The organism is Streptomyces mutomycini (genome assembly GCF_001700505.1).
GTDB lineage: Bacteria > Actinomycetota > Actinomycetes > Streptomycetales > Streptomycetaceae > Streptomyces > Streptomyces mutomycini.
Genome location: NZ_MAPV01000366.1, coordinates 1 through 502 on the forward strand (window position 1 = coordinate 1; position 502 = coordinate 502).

The 502-nt window shown below is 66.1% G+C and carries 1 pseudogene; it reads left to right on the forward strand.

Features of this window, described 5'->3' with window-relative positions:
• Positions 1 to 199 precede the first annotated feature (199 nt).
• Positions 200 to 502, forward strand: a pseudogene (locus tag BFF76_RS30485) (sterol desaturase family protein); the annotation flags it as partial.

Here is a 502-nt window from a genome sequence, read left to right on the forward strand (position 1 = left end):
CGGCCACCGTCGTGACCGGACGAACCGGCGCAACCTCCCGGTACGGCAAGCGCGTTCTTCCTTGCGGATGACGCCCGTGCCGGAAATCCTGCGACGGGGCAGTTGGCGGAACCCACCAAACGCCCGTGACGCCATGTCTCGCATACTTGTCGGTAACAACGTCTATGCCCGGCACCCGGGGCGGCCCTACGGTGCTCGCATGGAGCCGAACCTGCCCGATGTAGTGCTGTGGTCGATCCCGGCCTTCGTCCTGCTCACCGTCGTCGAAATGGTGGTCCACCGGCTTCACCCGGACGAGAACGCCGCCGGGTACGACGCCAAGGACGCCGCCACCAGCGTCACCATGGGGCTCGGCAGCCTGGTCTTCGACCTGCTGTGGAAGATACCCGTCGTCGCGATCTACGCCGCGGTCTACGAACTCACCCCGCTGCGCGTCCCCGTCCTGTGGTGGACGGTCCTGCTCATGCTGCTCGCCCAGGACTTCTTCTACTACTGGTCCCAC